This window comes from Mucilaginibacter celer, assembly GCF_003576455.2.
In the GTDB taxonomy this organism is placed as follows: domain Bacteria; phylum Bacteroidota; class Bacteroidia; order Sphingobacteriales; family Sphingobacteriaceae; genus Mucilaginibacter; species Mucilaginibacter celer.
In genome coordinates this window covers 3,861,025-3,878,170 of sequence record NZ_CP032869.1, presented here as the reverse complement: position 1 = coordinate 3,878,170, position 17,146 = coordinate 3,861,025, and the positions used below count along the sequence as shown (strand labels likewise).

14 protein-coding genes and 1 tRNA gene are annotated in these 17,146 nt (G+C 44.0%); 7 read left to right on the top strand and 8 right to left on the bottom strand.

The window, feature by feature from the left end; genetic code table 11:
- From gloA2 to HYN43_RS15525, 4 genes are all read left to right on the top strand, one after another.
- Entirely contained in the window at positions 1-390 is a 390-nt protein-coding gene (gloA2, locus tag HYN43_RS15540; RefSeq protein ID WP_119410220.1) for an SMU1112c/YaeR family gloxylase I-like metalloprotein, read from the top strand.
- Positions 391-1,001: 611 nt separating this feature from the next.
- Positions 1,002-1,766, top strand: coding sequence for a tRNA1(Val) (adenine(37)-N6)-methyltransferase (locus HYN43_RS15535; protein WP_342633833.1), 765 nt, complete (start codon positions 1,002-1,004; stop codon positions 1,764-1,766).
- A 1-nt stretch (position 1,767) separates the two neighbouring features.
- Positions 1,768-2,076: a hypothetical protein gene (locus HYN43_RS15530; RefSeq protein ID WP_119410218.1), complete on the top strand. Its 309-nt coding sequence runs from the start codon at positions 1,768-1,770 to the stop codon at positions 2,074-2,076.
- A complete protein-coding gene (locus tag HYN43_RS15525; protein WP_119410217.1) occupies positions 2,064-2,558 on the top strand; it encodes a metallophosphoesterase family protein in 495 nt (164 codons plus the stop codon). The genes HYN43_RS15530 and HYN43_RS15525 overlap by 13 nt, the downstream gene beginning before the upstream one ends.
- Before the next feature lie 31 nt (positions 2,559-2,589).
- Here HYN43_RS15525 and rnhA read toward each other — a convergent pair whose 3' ends face one another.
- Together rnhA and HYN43_RS15515 are read right to left on the bottom strand one after the other, a co-directional pair.
- Positions 2,590-3,057, bottom strand: a complete 468-nt coding sequence (gene rnhA / locus HYN43_RS15520; RefSeq protein WP_119410216.1) for a ribonuclease HI — start codon at positions 3,055-3,057, stop codon at positions 2,590-2,592.
- 179 nt (positions 3,058-3,236) lie between these two features.
- A complete protein-coding gene (locus HYN43_RS15515; protein ID WP_162996506.1) occupies positions 3,237-5,330 on the bottom strand; it encodes a heavy metal translocating P-type ATPase in 2,094 nt (697 codons plus the stop codon).
- Positions 5,331-5,453: 123 nt separating this feature from the next.
- Between HYN43_RS15515 and HYN43_RS15510 the strand changes: the two genes are divergently transcribed.
- Positions 5,454-5,527: transfer RNA gene (locus HYN43_RS15510), tRNA-His, on the top strand.
- Positions 5,528-5,599: 72 nt separating this feature from the next.
- On the opposite strand, the gene HYN43_RS15505 is transcribed toward HYN43_RS15510, so the two are convergent.
- From HYN43_RS15505 to HYN43_RS15495, 3 genes are all read right to left on the bottom strand, one after another.
- A complete protein-coding gene (locus HYN43_RS15505; protein ID WP_119410214.1) occupies positions 5,600-7,876 on the bottom strand; it encodes a histidine kinase dimerization/phosphoacceptor domain -containing protein in 2,277 nt (758 codons plus the stop codon).
- A gap of 438 nt (positions 7,877-8,314) precedes the next feature.
- Entirely contained in the window at positions 8,315-9,805 is a 1,491-nt protein-coding gene (locus HYN43_RS15500) for a DUF5977 domain-containing protein (protein WP_119410213.1), read from the bottom strand.
- 228 nt (positions 9,806-10,033) lie between these two features.
- Positions 10,034-11,530: a DUF5977 domain-containing protein gene (locus HYN43_RS15495; protein WP_119410212.1), complete on the bottom strand. Its 1,497-nt coding sequence runs from the start codon at positions 11,528-11,530 to the stop codon at positions 10,034-10,036.
- 228 nt (positions 11,531-11,758) lie between these two features.
- On the opposite strand from HYN43_RS15495, the gene HYN43_RS15490 reads away from it, so the two are divergent.
- Entirely contained in the window at positions 11,759-13,195 is a 1,437-nt protein-coding gene (locus tag HYN43_RS15490; RefSeq protein ID WP_119410211.1) for a DUF3863 domain-containing protein, read from the top strand.
- 19 nt (positions 13,196-13,214) lie between these two features.
- Here the strand turns inward: HYN43_RS15490 and HYN43_RS30415 are convergent, their stop codons facing one another.
- Positions 13,215-13,481 (bottom strand): hypothetical protein, encoded by a 267-nt coding sequence (locus HYN43_RS30415; protein ID WP_162996505.1) that lies wholly within the window; start codon positions 13,479-13,481, stop codon positions 13,215-13,217.
- Between the two features lie 167 nt (positions 13,482-13,648).
- Between HYN43_RS30415 and HYN43_RS15480 the strand changes: the two genes are divergently transcribed.
- Positions 13,649-14,842: an MFS transporter gene (locus tag HYN43_RS15480; RefSeq protein WP_119410209.1), complete on the top strand. Its 1,194-nt coding sequence runs from the start codon at positions 13,649-13,651 to the stop codon at positions 14,840-14,842.
- On the opposite strand, the gene HYN43_RS15475 is transcribed toward HYN43_RS15480, so the two are convergent.
- Positions 14,839-15,969 (bottom strand): TFIIB-type zinc ribbon-containing protein, encoded by a 1,131-nt coding sequence (locus HYN43_RS15475; protein WP_119410208.1) that lies wholly within the window; start codon positions 15,967-15,969, stop codon positions 14,839-14,841. The genes HYN43_RS15480 and HYN43_RS15475 overlap by 4 nt on opposite strands.
- Positions 15,970-15,999: 30 nt before the next feature.
- Positions 16,000-17,124 carry an SPFH domain-containing protein gene (locus HYN43_RS15470; RefSeq protein WP_119410207.1) on the bottom strand — a complete coding sequence of 375 codons (1,125 nt, stop codon included), beginning with the start codon at positions 17,122-17,124 and terminating at the stop codon, positions 16,000-16,002.
- Positions 17,125-17,146: the final 22 nt, after the last annotated feature.

Genomic DNA, 17,146 nt, shown 5'->3' with positions numbered 1-17,146 from the left:
ATGCTGAAACTTAACCGGGTACATCATATAGCTATCATCTGTTCGGATTACCAAAAATCCAAACAGTTTTATGTTGAGGTATTAGGTTTAAAAATAGTTCGCGAAGTATATCGCGAACAACGACAATCATACAAGCTTGATCTGGAAGTGGGCAACCTCTACCAGATCGAGCTTTTTTCTTTTCCCGAACCGCCGCCGCGTCCATCGCGACCTGAATCAACTGGTTTGCGCCATTTAGCTTTTGAGGTTGATGAGTTGGATGAGGCCGTAACACATATTGTATCTTTTGGTGTCGAGGTTGAACCTATTCGGGTGGATGAGTTTACGGGCAAACGTTTTACTTTTTTTGCAGATCCGGATGGGTTGCCGTTGGAATTGTACGAGAGGTAAGATATCAAGACGTCAAGAATAAAGAAGCAAGGTTTTCTATTCACGCGGTTAACCGTTTCTGAAAAGCTTTATTCTATCTAACAAACATTGGCCCGCTCAATCGCCGCGGGGAGGCTTTGTTCTTTTTCTTGACAAAAAGAACCAAAAGTTAAGTCACCAGGAAGGCTTCTTTGCCCGCTGGCTCCCGCGCTTTCCCTCGCTTGCCTTTGCCCTGCAAACCGGGCAGAACCACGGGCTGCTAAATTTGCCCTCCGTTAGCCAACGGACGCTCTATTCCCCTCGCTTCTGCAAAAAGTAGCTATGCCCCCTCCTGCGCTCAAGGCCACCACGTTCTGCCCGCTTTCGCCCGAAGCTTTCCTGCTGACGGCGAGGGTAACCACGATAATTCGAAACATCGACAGCCGTACGAGAAGAAAAGGAATTCTTTAAAAAGACATATAACACTATTAGTCCTACCAACCGAGCGGTGGCCCGACAGAAAAGCGGGCCGGGCGTATGGCCTCGCGGGCTGAAGCTTTTTTCTGTCTTGACTTTTTGGTTACTTTTGTGTCAAGACAAAAGTAACAGCCTCCGCGGCAAATGAGCGGCCAATGCTGGTGTGTTAGCATAAAATATCGTACAGAACGATTAGCGAACATGGCTTTAGGTCGAAATATTACCCAAAGAGAATGTTCCGTTTCAAACAATTCAATGTAGATCAAACCGGCTGTGCCATGAAAATCAATACCGATGGCGTATTGCTCGGCGCAATGGTTACAGCAAATAATCCGCAAAATATACTTGATATAGGCACCGGTACGGGCGTGATAGCGATGATGCTTGCCCAACGCTTCACCAGTACCAATATTGATGCTGTTGAAATTGACGAACAGGCGGCCAGCACAGCAAATGCTAACTTCCAAAATTCGCCCTTTCAAAGCAGACTTACACTTTATCCCGGCAGTTTCGAGCATTTTTTTGATCAGCATCCGCAAATAAAATATGATCTGATAGTTTCAAATCCACCGTTTTATATCAATTCGCTGCAATCACCAACTATAAAAATAAACCTTGCCAAACATGCTGCCGAAGGCTTTTTTGAAAAATTGATAGCCTCAATTGTAAACAGGCTTACCGAACATGGACTTTGCTGGTTAATTTTACCGGTAGATACATCTGAATTGATTAAAGGAATAGCGAAACAACATGGCCTCCATTTACAAAAAATTATAAATGTGCACTCGTTTCAAAAAGATAATCCCCATCGCGAAATTGTAGTGTTTGGCCGGAATGCCGAAGCGTCTGTACAAATTGATCAATTCAATATTTATGAAGATGTAAATATTTACTCGGCAGCATACAGGCAATTACTTAAACCTTATTTTTTAGCTTTTTAATATGAAAACCACATCGGCAGTTTTAACAGCCTTATTATTTATCCCGATATTGGGATGTATTTTCTTCGCATTTCAGGTTTACATGAGGATTAACATAACATCCGACGAGCAATTTGCTAAACACGTTGCTTTTCAAAATTTATTGCCTGTAGTAGTTTATTTGATATGTTTGGTAGCTGCGATAGTATTGAACGTAAAGCAAAAATATCGTGAAAACAGCATCATGTGCGGAACCATAGTGGGTGTTTATATCCTATCGGTTATTGTTAGTTCGGTTGGAACTTTTATAGCGAATACATGGTTAAAATAGGCCTCATCTCCGATACCCACAGCTACCTCGACGACTCCGTTTTTAAACACTTTGAAAACTGCGACGAGATTTGGCATGCCGGCGATTTCGGCACCCTCCAACTGGCGGATCAGCTTGCTGCTTTTAAACCTTTAAAAGGCGTGTACGGCAATATTGATGATAAAGATGTACGTGCGGTTTACCCCGAGCATCTGCGTTTTAAATGCGAAGAGGTAGACGTTTGGATGACGCATATTGGCGGTTATCCCGGTAAGTATGCACCTGCGGTTAAAAAAGAGATCTATCTAAATCCGCCTAAATTATTCATTACCGGGCATTCGCATATTTTAAAAGTGATGTTTGATAAAACTATTGGCTGCCTGCACCTCAATCCCGGCGCGGCCGGTAAGCAAGGCTGGCACAAAGTGCAAACACTAATGCGGTTTAATATCGACGGGGATAAAATTCAGGATTTGCAGGTTATTGAGTTGGTGAATGGTTGATTGGGTTGATTAGGGGAGTGGTAGGGTAGATTTACACCCCGGCCTTTGCATGTTCAGCTTCAAAAACCGTGTCTATTAACAAAGGCGCACGCTTACCTGCGGCCACAGCCAGCTGATCGCAACGCTCGTTTTCAGGGTGTCCGTTATGGCCGCGTACCCAGGTGAATTTAATTTTATGGAGTTTACTGATGGCGAGGTAACGCATCCACAGGTCTTTGTTTTTTTTACCGGCAAAGCCTTTGGCTACCCAGCCGTTTAGCCAGCGTTTTTCGATAGAATCGATAACGTACTTCGAATCGGAAAAAATGATCACATCCTGGCCGGGAGTTTTGAGTGCTTCGAGGCCTTTTATTACAGCCAATAACTCCATGCGGTTGTTGGTGGTTTTGCGGAAACCCTCGGATAGCTCTTTATAATGCTGTCCCGAACGTAAAATAACACCATATCCACCCGGTCCCGGGTTACCGCTCGAAGCCCCGTCTGTAAAAATCTCGATCATTTAAATTAGCTCGTGGTTGATGGTTCATGGATCATAGCCAGAACCCGATTAACAAATTAGTTGATGGTTAATGGTTCATAGATCATGACCTGTCACCAACTAACAATCAGCTTCAAAAATAAGAAACTTTGAGTTAGCAATGGAAGCTAATAAACCTAAAAGCTGCCATGAACCATGATCTATGAACCATGAACTTTCTTCACTTTCAACCTCAACGAGTTACCAATCACCACAACATCCGAAAATGCCATGGTGAGCGCGCCAACCATCGGGTTAAGGAAGCCCATGGCAGCTACCGGGATAGCGATTATATTATAAGCAAAGGCCCAAAAAAGATTTTGTTTGATGGTAAGCAGCGTATGTTTACTAATCTGCAGAAATTTTACCACCGAGTTGAGATCGGTATTCAGCAATACCACACTGGCCGATTGGATGGCTACATGGCTGGCATCATTCATGGATATACCCACGTCGGCATGGGTTAGGGCAGGGGCATCGTTAATGCCATCGCCAATCATAATGGTTTTGCCTTTCTTTTTGTAAACGTCTATTACGGCAAGTTTTTCGTCCGGAAGCCTTTCGCCGTGAATTTCTGTAATGCCTAACTGATTGGCTACACTTACACACCTGTCTTTTTTATCGCCGCTTAAAAGCACCGGGATTATGCCCATGTTTTTAAGCTGTGCTATGAGTTTGGCTGCTTCGGGCTTTACCTGGTCGTCTACCGCAATTTGGGCTACTAATGCCTGGTTTTTATATAGGGCGAGGTTAAAGTGATCGCCCTTGGTTTTGGCTGTGCCTAAAAAGTAGTTGTTGCCCTGTACGTCTTCGGCACGCATGCCGAGGCCTTTTTCTTCTTTAACCGATTTTAAAATGAGTTTTTGCTGAGGTAAACCTTTCAATCCGTTCACCAGCGATTTGGCTATCGGGTGATTTGATCGTTCTTCAATGGCAGTGATCATGCCTCGTATCTGCTCAATATCCGCACCATCCTCAATACTGATTTCCTTAACACTGAATTTCCCGGTAGTAAGGGTGCCCGTTTTATCAAATACTACGTATCTGGTGTTGGTAACCGCTTCAATAGTATCGCCCCCCTTTACCAGGATGCCGTTTTTTGCCGCCCTGCCTAAACCTACCATAACGGCGGTTGGCGTGGCAAGCCCCATAGCGCAGGGGCAGGAAATAACCAGTACCGCAATGGCATTCATCATGGCATGCTGAAAACCGGCCTGGCCAACAAAATAAGTAAGCGCGAAGGTAATGAGCGCTATCATAATTACAGCCGGAACAAACACTGCAGCCACCTTATCGCCCAGTTTTTGCACGGGGGGCTTAGCTGCCTGGGCTTTTTTCATCAGATCAATGATCTGGGCAAGAATAGTGTTCGAACCAACACGGGTTGCCAGCATATGAAAATTGCCGTTAAGCAATATAGTGCCGCCGATAACCTTGTCATATTTTTGTTTTTCAACCGGGAGGCTTTCACCGGTAAGCATGGCTTCATCTACCGAGCCCTGACCCGAAAGGATCTCGCCATCAACCGGGATCTTATCTCCCTGGTTTACCAGCAGTGTATCACCCGGACGAACTTCGCGGGCATCAATTACCTCAATGCTGCCGTTAACCATACGATTGGCGCTCACCTGTTGAAATTTAACAAGATCCTTAACAGCCGAGGTAGTTTGATTAACCGAACGTTTTTCGAACACATTACCCAGCAGTACCAGGGTAATGATAGTGGCACAGGTTTCGTAAAACTGGTATTGAGGACCGAGATTTTGAACCGTACCTATCAAACTGTAAACAAAAGCCGAGGTTGAGCCTACAAAAATTAACACATCCATATTGGGGATGCCTCCTTTTATCGAACTGATAGCGCTTTTACCAAAATGCAGGCAACCCACTATAAAAACAGGCAGGCACAATAACAATTGAACAATGGGCTGATGCAGAAAATGCCATGGCAGTATCATATGCAATAAAAGCGGGGCAGTAAATATGGCGCAGAAAATAAATTTATTCTCCACCCGCTCATAAAACGGTGTGATATGTGCCGAAAGATCTTCAACAACTTTAAAACCTAAATTTTCTATACCTTTTATTACTTCGGGAAGCTGGGCATCGTTGTCGGTAGAGAACTTTACCTCTTCGCCGGCAAAATCAACCAGGATATTATGTAAGCCCTTTTTTTCGAGGAATTTATGGACAGACATGGCACAGTTATTACAGTGCATGCCGGTTACATTCAGTTCAATCAGTTGCTCAGCCATAGATACAAAAGTACCTATTAAGTATAATCGTTCTAAATAAAACGGGTAAGCTTAATGTAATTTTAAAAAAGAGTTTGCAAATACCCGGGAGATTTCTATTTTTGCACACTCGCAAGAAAAACGGTAGGTATAGCTCAGTTGGTTAGAGCACCAGATTGTGGTTCTGGGGGTCGTGGGTTCGAGCCCCATTACTTACCCGCTAACGCCTCTTAGGAAACTAAGGGGCGTTTTCTGTTAGATAATTATTCAATTATCTGCAAAAAATACTATTAAACGCTTTTCTGGCTCGCTATAATTGTCGATATCACCGGGAATTTAATCGAAATAGTTACTCCTGCATGGTAGGTAATATCAAACGCCCCTCTCAGTTGGCTCGTAAGCCCCTTTATGAGGGTTAATCCCAGCGAGTCTGTTTTAAAAAGATCAAAATCAGCCGGCAGCCCTACGCCATTATCGCTTATCAGCATTTCCATCTCTCCGTCTGATTGTTTAACCAGCACAGTGATCTCACCTTGGTCGCCTGCCGGGAACGCGTATTTTAGGGCGTTAGTTACCGATTCATTTAATATAAGCCCAACAGGTATCGCCTGCGAAACATCAAGCATCATGTCGTCAACTTCATACCTGATCAAAATTTTGTCCCGCCCGATGTTAATGGAGTTGTTGAGCGAATCTAACAGGTCGGCTATATAAGGTCCAAGCGCTATTTCCGCAATCTGGTCTGTATGGTACAAGGTATCGTGAATAAGTGCTATAGCCTGAACCCGGCTCTGGCTTTCCAGGATGGCTTCCTGTGCTTTTTTGTTTTGCATATAGCCCGATTGCGATTCGAGCAGGCTCATCACTATTTGAAGGTTGTTTTTAACCCGGTGATTTACTTCTTTCAAAAGCAGGTCTTTTTCGTACAACAACCCATCTTTTTCGCCAACAAGTTGTTGAAGAGAAACATTCTGACGGTCTATTTCTGATTTTTGTTTGGTTAGCAAAATATTGCTGCGTTGTTTCAGCCGGTATCTGCTGTAAACGAGCGCCGTTATTATCAGCAGAAAAACGCTCCCTGTAATGGCAATTTTTTGAATAAGCTGTGTTTGTTTTAATTTGGTATCTTTTATTTCGGCTTGTTTTTTTAATTTATTCAGATCGTTATTCTTTTTTTCGGTTTCGTTTTCGATACTGAGCAGGGAAATTTGATAAGCTTTGGTTACGTTATCTACCGAATCTCTCAACCGTTGAGCATTCAAATAATGTACAATTGCCGATTTGAAATTTCCATTGATCGAATCAATACGATAATGCGTTCGTTCGGCATTAATTATAGCAATGGGTAATTTACTTGCATACACTATTTTAGTATCTAAATCATTATAAATTTTTGCTGCTTCAGGTTGGTTGATACCCAGGTAATATTTTGCAAGCGAACTGTACGACAACTCGAACTGGCTATAATCATCAGGAGAGATTTTTGTTAACGCCAATTGTATTTTTTCTGCGTATGGTTTGGCCTTCTTAAACTGTTTGGCATAGATAAGATTACTAAAAATACTTTCCATAAGAGTTAGGTCCTCCGGTTCTCCTATAAAATATTTTTTTAACTCTTCAAGTAGCACGAGTGCCTGATCGAGCCGGTTTGCCCGCGTATAAACTGAGGCCAGCAACAAAGTAACCGTACCAATGTATTCAGGACTGTTATATCGCCTGGCAATTTTTAATGCCAGCAACGCGTTAGGAATGGCCCGATCATAATCCCGCAGGTTGCTGTATATTGCGGCAGTGGTATAATGAATACTACAGGCAAGTAAAGTGGTATCCTTAACTTCGTTTGCAGTTTTAACAGCTAATAAAATATATTTTAAAGCATTCGTAAAATCCCCCATATCCCGCGAAGTGCGGCCAATTAACCAATACACGCTTTGAATTTGTTTGTTGCCTATAGACTTATCGATATTAAGCGCTTCAAACAGTAGTTTAACTGCATCGGTTTTTTGCCCGGCCAGAAAAAGCAATTCGGCCTCATCTTTTAGTAAAGATCCCAGCCTGAACATGGCATGTTCCTTTCTAAAAATGGTTATAGCTTTATTATTATACAACATCCTTGTCTGGAGCCCGTCATGGGTATAAACATCGTAATGGTGCCCCATAACTATATAAGATTCTGCCACTCCGCGGTTGTTTTTAACCCGGTTTGAAAAAGCGAGGGTTTGTTGTGCTTCCTGAAAGCCTTTCGCCTTATTCCCCTTTTTATTATAACAGAGCGCCGATAGCAACATCGCATCAATAATACCATCATTATACCCCACTTTTCTGCTTAGCTTCTCTGCCTGTACAGATAAGTTAAATGCCGAGTCGGCCTGTGCGTTTCCACTGCCCGATTGATGGATAATTACCCTCCCCAAAGCTATTTGAAGCTGTATGGTACTTGTATCGTTTTTACTTTCGGCCAGTTTTTGCTTTAATACGGGTATCGGAAGGTGTTCAAGCGAACTGGATTGTGCAGAGGCTGAAATCGCTAAAAGCAGAAAAAGCTGGAGGAGGTAAATTTTTTTCATTGATTTACTGGTTGGCAAAAAACGTTTGTCGGGAAATGTGCAGGTATAATTCCCTCACAACTCCTGAATAGCTGAAGTGATACTCGTTCATAAATTATATATAGGAGCGATACCGCCGATAAGGTAACAGGCTTTGCGGGCAGGGGTAATTTGATGGCAAAGTTACCCGGCTTTATGGTACCGGTTATTTATGCACTAAATTTCGGATTATTATAAGTTGACAACTTATCAGATAACTTATAACAGTTATCAGATAAATGATAGCACAGCAATTGTTTGGTTCAGGTTTGTTGATTTAACATGTAATGTGCGCGGGTAAAAGCTTTTGTGGAAATGCTTTTTGGAAGAGGATGCCCGCTGAGACGGAGGTATGATGCAAGGAAAATAAAAAACGCACCGCAAACACATGCAGGCGCGTTTTTTTATTATGGTTTTTACTTAGTTAATTGAAAAAGTTGCCGGGTTTCCGCAATTCATCAAAACATTATTGAATGTTGCAGATGTTCCCGAACTGCCATAATTCATAGTACAGGTTGAACCCGAATAAGAGTGACTGGCTGTTGAGCCGCCAATAGGGAAGATGCCTACCTGGTAAATACCGGCAGGTACGGTAACGGTAGTTGTGCCCGGGTTAAATGGTTTTTGATATGTTCCCGGCGCGCCGCTAAACTGGATGCTGTATGTGCCGCTGATAGAAGTGCTTCTGTTTAATGTAACGGTAATTGTGGTTGGCGTACATGTACCGTGCGAGTTGGCATAAGTTTGCCCATTGTTATTAATGTCGTTTTGTGCAATGGCATTGGCTGCAGCTACGGATACCGGAGACCAATAAGTGTTGGCTGGAACAGTGTAGATTGCCTGGCCGGTTCCTACACCAACGCTGCATGATGGTGTAAAGCCGCGCGATTGCGCTGTATTGTAATATACATGAGTAGCAGTGGTGCTAAACGGCTGCATCACATACGATTCGCCGCCGGTGCTGCCACCTTGTGCTAAAAGTGTGCTGATAACGTTGTAAGTAACCCAAACGCAACCAGGATAGGTTGAATCGCCAAAAATTGTGCCCCATGAGTTTTGCACTAAAAATGCACTTTTAGCATCGTCATAACCTATAACGCACACGGCATGCCCCAAACCGGCACTTGGTGAATTTAATGTTGACCAGGTGGTTCCTGAATTAAAGGCTGTTCGGAAATCTTCATAAAAGCGAAAGGCAAAATAAACAGGCAAACCGGCGGCTACCAGCTGTTTAATATCGTAATAGCTGGTTACAGCAGCATAACTGGCTACTTTATCGGTTGCTGCTGAGGTGTTTGCAGCAGTTGTAGGGGCTGGTGAACATGCCGCGAATGATGGCTGGGCTGTTGCCGAAGCTACCCCATAGTTTTTTACGCAATCTAAACCCGAGCCGGAGGTTAGGCCATTACCGCTATAAGGTGGTAAATCTCCCGCCGAACAACCTATGCCAGACAGGCCCGTTGCGTAAAGTTTGTTGTAAATATACCATCCGCTTCTTTGGCCCGCATCGGCGGTAGAGCTTTGCCAGGTTAGGTCTAAAACCTGTTTGGCCGCATAACCCAGTGACCATGAAACGCAGGTGTTTGTATTACCCTGATCGCCGGGAGTTGGGTGTAGCAATACTACCGAACTTGGCGGAGTGGTATTGGGGTTAATGGTTTCAACCTGTTGTTTTCCGGCAACACGTAATTCAAATTTAGGTGTAATCCCATTGGCTTTTAGCGAAGCTTTAATTGCCGCGATGTCAACTTTTGGCGCGTGAAGAAATGCGTCATGATCAAGGATGGCACCCATTCCATGCGTTTCGGTTTTAACCGGACGATCAGCATTGTTTACAGTTTGATTTTTTTTGCAAGCTCCTGCCACCAGAAGCAATGCAATGGCGATGTAGATTTTGGTTTTGTTTATCATTTGTGTTTAGATTTGGATTCGGATTAGGCTATTGATTGGAGTAATCAATATTGTGTTTCCAAAGTAAGTATTTTTTTCTTTTTGGGAAAATATTAACTGTGTTTAATTTTTTTTTAATTAATTATTCCATATTCAGATCAACCCCGGTTAAATAGCTTTTAAGGCCTTAAGGAAAATAAAAAGCGCGCCGCATGTAAAAATGCAGGCGCGTTTTTTATTATATGGCATTTAATTAATCGAAAACGAAGCACCGCTTCCGCAATTCATCAACACATTATTGAAAGTAGCCGATGTTCCGGAACCGCCATAATTCATGGTACAGGTTGAACCCGAATAGGAGTGGCTGGCTGTTGAACCGCCAATAGGGAAGATCCCTACCTGGTAAATACCGGCAGGTACGGTAACGGTAGTAGTACCCGGGTTAAATGGTTTTTGATATGTTCCCGGAGCGCCGCTAAACTGGATGCTGTATGTGCCGCTGATAGAAGCGCTTCTGTTTAACGTAACCGTAATGGTGGTTGGCGTACAGGTACCGTGCGAACTGGCATAAGCCGGACCATTAGTGTTAACATCGTTTTTGGCAAGCGCATTTGCCGCATCAACAGATACCGGTGAAGAGTAGGCATTGGCTGCCACGGTGTATGTTACCTGGCCAGAGCCTACACCAACGCTGCATGAAGGATAAAATAAACCTGATTGTGCCACATTGTAGTACAAATGCGTAGCGGTTGTACTGAACGGCTGCATAACATAAGCTTCGCCGCCGTTGGTGCCGCCTTGTGATAAAAGTGTGTTAATAACGCTGTAGGTAACCCAAACGCAACCCGGGTAGCTTGAATCGCCACCAAAAGTTCCCCATGAATTTTGTACTAAGAACGCATTCCTGTTGTCGTCATACCCAATTATACACACTGCGTGGCCAGATCTCAAATGCGGCTTGTTTAATGTTGACCATGTAGTGCCATAGTAAAAGGCATCTTCAAAATCAAAGTAATAACGAAAAGCAAAGTAAACAGGCAAACCTGCGGCCAATAACTGTTTTATATCGAAAAAGCTGTTCACCGCTGCATAACTTGCTACCTTATCAGTAGCTGCAGATGTGTTTGCGGCAGTAGTTGGGGCAGGAGAGCACGATGCATAGGATGGCTGGGCTGTTGCCGATGCCACACCCCATGTTTTAACGCAATTTAAGCCATTTAATGAACCCAAACCCTGGCCACCGTAAGCAGGCGTATCTGTTACTGCACAACCCCAGCCGGATAAATTCGACGCATATAATTTATTGTAAATATACCATCCGCTCCGTTGGCCGGCATCAGCGGTAGAGTTTTGCCAGGTTAAGTCTAATATTTGTTTGGCTGCATAACCCAAAGCCCATGAAACACAGGTGTTTGTTGATCCCTGGTCGCCGGGGGTAGGGTGCAGCAGTACAACAGAGGTGGGTGGAGCAGGGTTAGGATTAATTGTTTCAACCTGTTGCTTGCCCTTAACAAGCAATTGAAATTTGGGCTTAAAACCGTTGGCTTGTAAAGCTGCAGTTATTGCGGCAACGTCGGCCTTTGGTGCGTTCAGAAATGCCTGATGATCCAGAATGGCACCCGTACCATGTTTTGGTGTTTGAAGCGAACGATCAGTGTTGTTTGTGGTTACAGTTTGATTTTTTTTGCAAGCCCCTGCCACAAGGAGCAATGCCATGGCGATGTAGATTTTGGTTTTGTTTATCATTTGTGTTTAGATTTGGATTCGGATTAGGCTATTGATTGCTGAAATCAATATTGTGTTTCCAAAGTAGGTATTTTTTTCTTTTTGGGAAATATTAAATGAAATAAATTTTTTTAATTAATTATTCCATACTCAAATTACACCAAAGCATTGTATTCTTTAAAATCTAAAAACACAATTGTTCCTCTCTTCAAATAATCGCTACTTTGCCGCTATCAATTTTTCAAACCGATGGAAAGACGAGCCTTTTGCAAAAATACCCTGTTGGGCGGAGCCGCAGTATTAGCCAACCCGCTGATTAACAAAGCCGGTCAGCTGAAATTTTTAACTGGCAATGAACCCCTGTCGTTAATGGGCAACCGCTTTGTAACCTTTTGCATCATGATCCGCACTTCACCATGGGAAGTATCACGCGATGTAAAGCTTATCAACCGCGATGAAGGTTTTGCCCATACCCTGGAGGTTGTACGCAACCTGCGCGAAATTTTTGCAAAAAACGTTCCCGGCGGTAAGCTAACATGGGGCTTCACCTTAAACGCCCTCGAGGATAAGCGCCGGAATTATGTTGAGATCCGTAGCTACGTAACCGAATGCCAGGCAAAATATGGCGATGAGGTATCTTATTTCCCGGGATATTTTCCGGCTATGTATCTGCCCCGTAAAAGGGTTAACCAGGAAATGACCGAAGCCCTGCAGCGTATTACAGCCATGGTGGGTAAAGGCTACAGGCCAAAAGGTATTATGGGCGGCTTTTTATCAGCAGATAACCTGGCCTACCTGGCCGAAAAAGAAAATATCCACGTAGCCCACGCCGTAATTTGGAGCCAGCACGAAACCGATGGCGGCGGCGCCGATGGTTCGCCATCCTATCCTTTTTATCCTTCCAAACAACACTTCTGTAAACCGGCACAAGGCAAGGCCGATTTTATAGATTGCGTAAATTTGGACGGCTGGAGTGTTGATTTTTTGTGCGCCCTGCAAAGCGGCAATGTTTGGGGAACTACACCTTTTAACGGCGCGGCCAGCCGTAGGGGAGTAGGGCCGATAGAAAGTTATGGCGATTGGGGGCTTGAGATAGGGCACCTTTCGGTAATGCACACACAATCTATCCATTTTGATAAAGGATTTGAACTGAATGGTTTTGGTTGGATCCCGAACATTTGGGAAGCCGCCCTTGTAAAAATAGCCGAGCGAAAAAACTGGGACGATACCCTTGCTTACCGGGCACTGGAAAAATGGACATCAGGCACAGTGCAGCGCTGGCCCGATGTGAAATTTATAACTTTTGGCGAGTATGGTGAGATCTGGCGAAACCACTACCACGATAACAGCCAATGGAATTACCGCTTTGAGGAGCGGGGCCTTGGCATAGGCAATTCATGGGGGAATGAAGAGATAAAATGGTTTATGAACCGCGAATTCAGGCTGGCTACCCTGCGTAACTCGCACAAAAATACGCCCGAAATGGTGGTTGATTTTACCCGGTATGATCTCCCCGCAAAAGAACCCGCCGATCCATCACCCGAAAAACCTGTAAAGGACTGGAGTTTAATGAACCGTATTAACCAAAAAGGGGTAAGGCCGCAGGATGCCCCGGTATTATTAACCCAACTTACAAATGAGGAAAAGGATTTAATAGCCAGGTATTACCCCGGTTTATTTAAGTGATAAAAAACACAACAAGGTGTTATAGATTTAGATTTTTCAGCAAATTATCCATTTCGTGTTTATTGCCGGTTAAAGCGCCGGCAACTTCTTCCTGTTCGTAAACGTCCAATACCCTGCCGTCATAAATCCAGTTATCTTTGGTATCGAATAAGATCCGGCCGGATTCGGTCTCATTCAATATATCGTAAATGAGGTAATTGTTGTAACCATCAGGTATAACACGTAGCCACCTGCCCGAGTTGGTTTTTACCGTTTCTACCTTGTCATCAAATAGTTTACTTCTCACCGTTATTGCAAAATTGATTAAAAAAGGTGAGAAAATAATGTTAAATGCTAAAAATATTAGTTGTAGATAATTTATCACGAACGAACTGATTGAATAAAATGTTACTTTAAAGTAAAGTGTATAAATAACACTAACTTTAACACAACCGATAAACGTATCTTTGCTGCATGGAAGCAGAATCGGGTATAAAAGCCGCATCATCAAATATCGTTTTAACGATAATAGGATATGTTAAATTTACTTTTATCGGTTATTTCACAATAGGCTTGAGCCTTGGAGTTCTCCCGGTTTTTATTCACAATCAATTAGGTTACAGCGCTATGATAGCCGGAGTGGTTATCAGCCTGCAATACCTGAGTACTTTTTTGTTCCGGGGATTTGCCGGTAAAATTATTGATCGTAAAGGCCCAAAACCTGCAGTACTTATTAGTATGACAGGCTTTGCCATAAGCGGATTGTTTTTACTGGTGGCTTTATTGCTAAAAGAATATCGTGAAATTTGCTTGTTGCTGCTGGCCCTGACCCGCCTTGCTACAGGCTTTGGCGAGGGCCTGATAGGTGCCAGTCCCATTACCTGGGCCATTAACGCAGCCGGCGAACATAATACGGCCAAAGCAATATCATTTAACGGCATAGCCAGTTACGGTGCGCTTGCAGTAGGGGCGCCTGTTGGTATTTTATTAGGTAATGCTTACGGCATTGGTAGTATTGGCCTTGTAGCTCTTATAGTAGGTCTGGCCGGATATTTCCTGGCTCAACAGAAACAGAATATCAGGGGCGATAGTAGGGAGCCAGGAAAATCATTTCTGGCGGTTTTAAAAATTGTAGCTCCTTATGGTATTGGTTTAGGTTTGGGAGGATTGGGTTTTGGTGCTATATCTACTTTCATCACTTTATACTATGCTTATCTTAACTGGACCAACGCGGTTTTATGCCTGTCGGTATTCAGTACCTTTTTTATTTTAGGCCGGTTGATATTTGCCGATGCCATTAACAATTACGGTGGTTTAAAAACAGCTATGGTTTGTTTGGCTACCGAATCGATTGGATTGATGATCCTTTGGCTGGCCCATAGCCAGCAATTGGCGCTGGTTGGCGCGGGTGTAACAGGTTTGGGTTTCTCGCTTGTTTTTCCGGCGTTGGGGGTGGAGGCTGTAAAACTGGCACCTGCATCAAACAAAGGTGCCGCATTGGGTGCCTATGGTTTGTTTATTGATGTTTCGCTCGGCCTAACAGGCCCGCTTATTGGCGGAGTGGCCAGTAACTTCGGGATGCTTTATATTTTTCCTTTTAGTATGGTAATGGTGTTTATCGGTTTTGTTTTGTGCGTTGTTGTAAACCGGCAACGGAAGGTTGTTTAGCTATTAGCCTGCCCGTTTTGTACCAAAATCACAATCACAATAATCAATATTAAAACAAACAGCACCGCCAGCGTAATTTTCAAAGCGCTTAGCGGTCGTTGCCCAATCACCTCGCCGGTACTGGCATTTACAGTAAATTGGTAAACTTTATTATTGTATTTATAAGCACTTACCCAAACAGGCAACATCAGGTATTTGATACCTTTATTCAAATAATCAATATCTGTACTGCTAATCTGTTGTTCGTCGCCGCCAATATCGCGGCGAATGACCGAGCGGATCTCCGGATCCATTTGCATGGTCGCCTTGGCAAATCCCCGTTCCGGATCTAAACGATATGTTTCCGATCGAAAACCGCTCATGTATCGCTCATCAAAATTTACCAGCATTTTAAAATTCCAGGGCCGCAGTTGGTCTAATGTTTTTTCGGGAAGAGAGTTGCTGGCCGGCACCATCACATCCCTGAAATCAACATACACAGTGCCTGATGCGTGCGACCAGGCCGTATGTCTTACCTGCCTTGTTTTGGTTTCTGTTCGGCCGTCAACTGTTTCTGTATAGGTTTCGGTGGTGTAATAGTAATCGCCGCGTTGGCCGGTGTAATCGGTTACGGTATCGCTGTTGTACGACCAATGGGGCAGGTAAACACCCCTTAAACCCGTCGAATCGTTCACCAATTTCTTTGCCAAATCGGCCGGTGACCACCACAAACCATTTATCCATTTTTTAAAAGCATCAATGCCCTGTTGCTGGGTGATGGCAAAAGGTAAAATATAATGCGGCTCAACATATTGCCGCCCACATTCGGGCACCAAAACCAGGGGTGCTGTGCAAAAAGGGCATTTATCTGATGTTATAAACGAATCGAGCGCTGTTTGCGAGCCGCAATTTTTACAGCTTACCAGTTTTAAAGTACTGTTGGAATTGGTTGTGCTTATCCCCGCTACAAATTGCTCATAATCGTATGTATAAATGTTCTCATCCGCATCCTTTGGTTCGATAGGATTACTGGCACCGCAATAATCGCATTGAAGGTTATGGGTGCCGGGAGCAAAGTGCAGCAAGGCCCCGCAGCCGTTACAGTTTAATGAATTGTTAACGGTCTGCGGCTTATTCTGATCGTTCATGCGGTATAATATTTATAATGAGGGATACGATCAGGCAATTGGCGGAGGTACGTTTTCAAATAACTGGGCAACCTCGGCAACTGTTGATGCTGCAGCCCAGGCAGCCATGCCTTTTTTCCAAACCAGGGTTTCGCGGGTTATCTGTCCGCTCATTACCATCGCATTAAGATCGGCAATACTGTGTGGCCCATCAGATTTACCGTCTTTCACGATATGGATCTGCGCGACCACGGGTACAGCCGGAGGAAGATCACCTGTTGAGGAAACGTTTGCCGAGTTTGGGTTAAACTGGTTTTGCTGAAAAATATTACCAACCTGGCCCATCATGGCTGCGCCAACACCTAAACCCATGCCTGCGGCACCAAGGTTACCGCCAATAGTATTTTCGGCCGATTTTTCTATCGCGTTAGCAGCCTGGAACTGTGCATAAGCGCCCAGGTTACCCAAAATGCCCATTTCGCTGCGTTTATCAAGCATTTGCTCAACCTCGGCAGGGAGTGATATGTTTTCAACCAGTAGTTTGGTAAGCAGTAAACCAATCTCCGCAAAATCAGGCTGGATACTTTGGGTTATCATTGTGCCCACTTCGTTGTAGTTGGCTGCCAGATCCAAAACCGGGATTTTTGACTGCGCCACGGCATCCATACCGCGCGATACGGCAGTGTTGCGTAGCTGTTCGTTAATATCTTCCAGTACAAACTCCGGATTAGTTGCCGCAATCTCGGTGATAAATACCTTCGGATCCTGCACTTTAAAATTGAAAGTACCGAAGGCGCGTAACCTTACCGGCCCAAACTCTGGGTCGCGAAGCATAACCGGGTTTTTGGTTCCCCATTTTTGGTTGGTGAACTGGCGTAAACTCACAAAATATACATCTGCCTTAAATGGGCTGTTAAAACCATACTTCCAGCTCATAATGGTGGTTAGGATGGGCATGTTCCCGGTTTGCAGCTCGTAAGTGCCGGGCATAAAAACGTCGGCAACTTTGCCGCCGTTCATAAAAACAGCCGCCTGCGACTCGCGCACGATCAGCTTGGCACCCATTTTTATAGCATTATCATATCTCGGAAATTTCCAAACCAATGTGTTTTGGGTGGTATCAACCCACTCAATGATATCTAATAATTCGTTTGAAAGTCTGCTTAAAAGGCTCATCTATTTGTTGTAATAGGTTTAA

Coding starts and splice junctions, on each gene's coding strand:
- gloA2 (WP_119410220.1), top strand. CDS start 1: ATGCTGAAACTTAACCGGGTACATCATATAGCTATCATCTGTTCGGAT.
- HYN43_RS15530 (WP_119410218.1), top strand. CDS start 1,768: ATGAAAACCACATCGGCAGTTTTAACAGCCTTATTATTTATCCCGATA.
- HYN43_RS15525 (WP_119410217.1), top strand. CDS start 2,064: ATGGTTAAAATAGGCCTCATCTCCGATACCCACAGCTACCTCGACGAC.
- rnhA (WP_119410216.1), bottom strand. CDS start 3,057: ATGATCGAGATTTTTACAGACGGGGCTTCGAGCGGTAACCCGGGACCG.
- HYN43_RS15515 (WP_162996506.1), bottom strand. CDS start 5,330: ATGGCTGAGCAACTGATTGAACTGAATGTAACCGGCATGCACTGTAAT.
- HYN43_RS15505 (WP_119410214.1), bottom strand. CDS start 7,876: ATGAAAAAAATTTACCTCCTCCAGCTTTTTCTGCTTTTAGCGATTTCA.
- HYN43_RS15500 (WP_119410213.1), bottom strand. CDS start 9,805: ATGATAAACAAAACCAAAATCTACATCGCCATTGCATTGCTTCTGGTG.
- HYN43_RS15495 (WP_119410212.1), bottom strand. CDS start 11,530: ATGATAAACAAAACCAAAATCTACATCGCCATGGCATTGCTCCTTGTG.
- HYN43_RS15490 (WP_119410211.1), top strand. CDS start 11,759: ATGGAAAGACGAGCCTTTTGCAAAAATACCCTGTTGGGCGGAGCCGCA.
- HYN43_RS15480 (WP_119410209.1), top strand. CDS start 13,649: ATGGAAGCAGAATCGGGTATAAAAGCCGCATCATCAAATATCGTTTTA.
- HYN43_RS15475 (WP_119410208.1), bottom strand. CDS start 15,969: ATGAACGATCAGAATAAGCCGCAGACCGTTAACAATTCATTAAACTGT.
- HYN43_RS15470 (WP_119410207.1), bottom strand. CDS start 17,124: ATGAGCCTTTTAAGCAGACTTTCAAACGAATTATTAGATATCATTGAG.